At 38.2% G+C, this 4,021-nt stretch carries 4 protein-coding genes; all 4 read right to left on the reverse strand.

What is annotated here, in order from left to right; translation table 11 throughout:
- Positions 1 to 23 precede the first annotated feature (23 nt).
- Positions 24 to 656 carry a hypothetical protein gene (locus tag JHC30_06965; protein MCI4463887.1) on the reverse strand — a complete coding sequence of 211 codons (633 nt, stop codon included), beginning with the start codon at positions 654 to 656 and terminating at the stop codon, positions 24 to 26.
- 50 nt (positions 657 to 706) lie between these two features.
- Positions 707 to 1,114 (reverse strand): polymer-forming cytoskeletal protein, encoded by a 408-nt coding sequence (locus JHC30_06970; GenBank protein MCI4463888.1) that lies wholly within the window; start codon positions 1,112 to 1,114, stop codon positions 707 to 709.
- Positions 1,115 to 1,126: 12 nt separating this feature from the next.
- Positions 1,127 to 2,092: a M23 family metallopeptidase gene (locus JHC30_06975; protein ID MCI4463889.1), complete on the reverse strand. Its 966-nt coding sequence runs from the start codon at positions 2,090 to 2,092 to the stop codon at positions 1,127 to 1,129.
- A gap of 133 nt (positions 2,093 to 2,225) precedes the next feature.
- Positions 2,226 to 4,021, reverse strand: a 1,796-nt coding sequence (locus JHC30_06980) for a copper amine oxidase N-terminal domain-containing protein (protein MCI4463890.1), incomplete at its 5' end; no start/stop codon positions are given.

Genomic DNA, 4,021 nt, shown 5'->3' on the forward strand with positions numbered 1-4,021 from the left:
CTAAAAAAGTTCCACAAAAATCGTTAAATTTTTGAAAATTCTTTTGAAAGTTGAAGATATTTTTTAACTTGAGAATCCTCTAATTGTTGAAATTCGTCGTAATATTGAGAAACTGCAAAGAAGTATTTATCTATATAAAGAGCAATAACTTTAGCAACTTCGCTTAACTTTATATAACCTTCATAGGATGAGACAGGCACTACAACATAAATCTCATTTGGGTTATATTTTTTAAGGCTTTTTACGCCTGCGTAAAGCGTTTCACCTGTTGCAATACCGTCATCAACAACAAGTATAACTTTTTCTTTTATATTGTTAAAATCAAAATCGACACCATAATGCTTTGCACGTTCTTTAAGAAGTTCGGATATTTTAGATATTATTTCTTTTAAATATTCTTCGCTTTCGTCCTTTGCGTACTCGTTCAGCACAAACTCCCCATCAATTGATACTGCACCAATCGCAAACTCTTCGTTAATAGAGGAGGGGATTTTATGAGCAAAAAGTGGAATTATTTCTTTTTTAAAATACTTTGCGATAGGGTATGCAACCTCAACTCCTCCCCTTGGACAAGCAAAAAGGTAATCGAAATCGATACCCTCATCCAATATTAATTTTGCTAATTTTTCTCCAGCATCAAGCCTGTCTTTAAACATAAGGTGTCCTTTAAAAAACAAAAGCCCCCTAATTTCAGGGGGCAATAAATTTATTTTTTCTCTTTATCTTCGACTTTAGGTGGTTCAGTTATTACCGGTTGCGGCTTCTTCGTTATACATTTTCCTTCGATTGTTGCGCCTTCCTCGATTGAAATCTTCTCAGCAGTTATATCACCAATAACTGTTCCCTGCTCCAGAACCTCAACACTTTCTTTTGCAGTGACGTTACCTTCTGCACGCCCTATAACTATAACTTTCCTTCCTTGAATATCTCCTTTTACCTTTCCGCCTTCTGCAATCGTTATTTCGCCATTCCCGGATATGTTACCTTCGATTGCACCTTCAATCCTCATTACTCCTTCGCATTTAACATCACCTTTTATGTAAAGGTCTTTTGCAATAACAGTTTGCGTTGTCGAAACTGCCTCTTTTTGTTCTTCTCTTCTTCCAAATGCCATTATAAAACCTCCTTACTCAAGATATTTAAGTGGATTTACAGCTGTTCCCCACTCCCTTATTTCAAAATGCAGGTGTGGTCCTGTGCATAAACCAGAACATCCTTCGTACCCTATAACCTGACCCTTCTTAACTTTATCTCCAACTTTAACATCTATTGAGGAAAGGTGTCCATAAACTGATTCAATACCATCTCTATGGTAAATAATAATCATCCTTCCATATCCTCCCGAATCCCAACCTGCAAATTCTACCTCTCCGTCACCTGCAGCTCTTATTGGAGCACCATAGTATGATGCAATATCAATTCCCTTATGAAATTCCCAGCCACCGCCAAACGGGCTAATACGCCAGCCAAATCCAGAGGTTATTGTTCCCTGAAGTGGCCAATAATCTGGAGTTTGTGCCTTTATCAAATTGAACTCATAAACAGTTTGTTGAAGCATTGTTAGTGTTTGTTCAGTTTGAACTGCTTGCTTTGAAGTGTCAGCAAGTTCTGTTTTTACCTGTGCATATGTTTTTGGAAGGTCAGTATAAGATTGGATTTGTGGTTTCGATGAACTGCGTGCAAGGATTGACTCAAGACTTACAGTTTCACCTCCAAGTTTCAGGGCAGACCGCACATCCTTCTCAAGTTTGCCCAAAGAAAGGACATATTGTTGTAGGGCTTCTACATCTGCTTTGGTCTTTGCAAGTTCATCCTGGAGGCTTTGAAGTTGCTGTACCTGTTCAGTACTCATAGCACTTGCATAAACTCCAGGTGACTTTGCGTTTGCAACAAGTTCCCTGTAGGAAACCCCAAATGAAATTGCAAATGCAACAATCAATGCAAACGAGAATAAAATTGTATAAATTCTCAATGGCGTTAAAACTATACGGACGGTTTTACCCTGATAGTGAGGCACAATTATCAGGGTAAAACCACCCTGTTTCTTTACTTTCTTCTTATGTACTTCATGCCTATGCTTCCACAGGTCCACATTCTCACCTTCTTTCAACAAAAATTACAAACTACACCCTCACACCAATTCCCTAAACTCTATAATACACAAAAACAAAAAATTTCAAAATTGGGAATAAGGGGGACTTTTAAATGCACCCCTTCTTTAATCTCTATGGTTTTGGATATACAATACTTACTGCTTTAAGAGTTCCATCCCATTTTACATCTGCGCCAAAATTTTCTGAGATGAATCTTAAAGGCACAAAAGTAACACCTTTTATAAGGACAGGCGCTGTTGGGAGCATCTTCAATTGCCCGTTTACATCTGCCCTGAGATTTCCAATTTGAAGCCTCATCCTGTTACTGCCAAGAGTAAGTGTTATAATCTGGAAGATATTATCCCAATCAAGATTTGCCTTAAACGATGTAAGTATAAATCTCAATGGCACCATCACATTCCCACCCGAGATAAACGGTGGTGCATCAATCTTAACCTGCTCTCCATTTATATAGGCATTATCATTTCCAACCTGCAAGAAAACGGTAACACGTGCAATATAGTTAACTGCAAACTGCTTTGTAGAGGTTCTTCCTGAAGGGCTCTTTGCCTGAAGAGTAATTGTATTTACACCTTCGTTTGGCAGGGTGATAAGCGCCTCAAATGTCCCATCAGAGTTTAAAGTAACAGACTTTCCTGCAACAAAAAGTGATGTATTTGCAATATCTATTGACTTAACGCTTCCCTTAATTGTGAAAGTTGGCTGCACAACAACAGAATTTTCTTTTGGATCAGTTATTGATATAACAGGGTCTGTCAAATCTACAAGGAATGTCTTGGTATTTTCTGGCTCTTTATTTCCAAAGTTATCCGTTGCATAATAAGTTAGTGTCGTCTTCCCTTCAGGGATTGAAATTGAAGGTTTGTTTACAAGGTCGTATATTTGGTAATTTCCATCGTTTATCTTGTAGTACAAAGTAGGTGTAACGCCCAGGATATCCTGAATAGCAAAGGTAACCTTTGGCTGTGTTATGTAGTAGCCATTTTGCCCATCAGGGATATTTGGAGTAATAGTTATAAGAGACTTTGGATATGCAAAAATTGTAAATTGGTTGCTATCAACAGGCGTAGTCTCTTTTGAAGTTGAAAGTTTTAGTGTAAATGTACCTGCGGTTTGTGGTGTTTGAATTGAGGCATTTCCATCAATTACTATCTTAACCGAACTTCCTGCTTGAATGCTAAGATTTGAAGGAAGGGTTAAAGAAACCGTTCCTGTCCCCTTTGTTACAGTTACGCTTGCAGGATTATAGTTGTTATTGTTGTAAGTAATTGTTACAAGGTTATTTGCTATTGTAGAAGGAAGCAAAAACTGGCTGGGGAATGATATGTAAATACTGTCGTTTGGTGAAAGCGCACCGCCCAAACCTGTAAGGAATGATATCGTAATTGTTGCGTTCTTCCCTACAACCTGCGGTGAAACAGTGACGCTTACATTCTGGAGTGTTGAAGGAGTTATAACAACCGAGTTTGAATCAACCGCTAACTGATCTTGACTTGTAAATACCTTTATCTTATAGCCAGTTTGTGACGGTGGCGGGTTTTGAATTTTTGCATCAGTTGTAATTTTTATTGATACTTGTGATGCATTATCAATCGCTACGGGACAGGTTATAACAAGCGAATTAGATGATACGCTTGCCTTTGCAACAGTATTATTTACAAGGACACTTCCTGATGGCACTTGAGATGGCAACACAAAACCACTTGGGAATTGGATTGTTATTGTATCTGTTGTGGTGAGTGCACCATTAGAAGAAGTCTTAAATGAAATGTTATGTTCTCCATAAGCACCACTTGCTTTTGGATTAACATCCCAAACAAGGTTCGTGATGGATGTGCCAAGTGTAACAGTATATGTTGCAGGCGTTGGCTGTTTTGAGGTCCACAATTTAAATGTGTATTGTCCTG

This window comes from Caldisericum sp. (genome assembly GCA_022759145.1).
GTDB lineage: Bacteria > Caldisericota > Caldisericia > Caldisericales > Caldisericaceae > Caldisericum.

What these genes read in the sequence shown, in the direction of transcription:
- JHC30_06965 (MCI4463887.1), bottom strand. Translation starts at nt 656, where the DNA reads ATGTTTAAAGACAGGCTTGATGCTGGAGAAAAATTAGCAAAATTAATA.
- JHC30_06970 (MCI4463888.1), bottom strand. Translation starts at nt 1,114, where the DNA reads ATGGCATTTGGAAGAAGAGAAGAACAAAAAGAGGCAGTTTCGACAACG.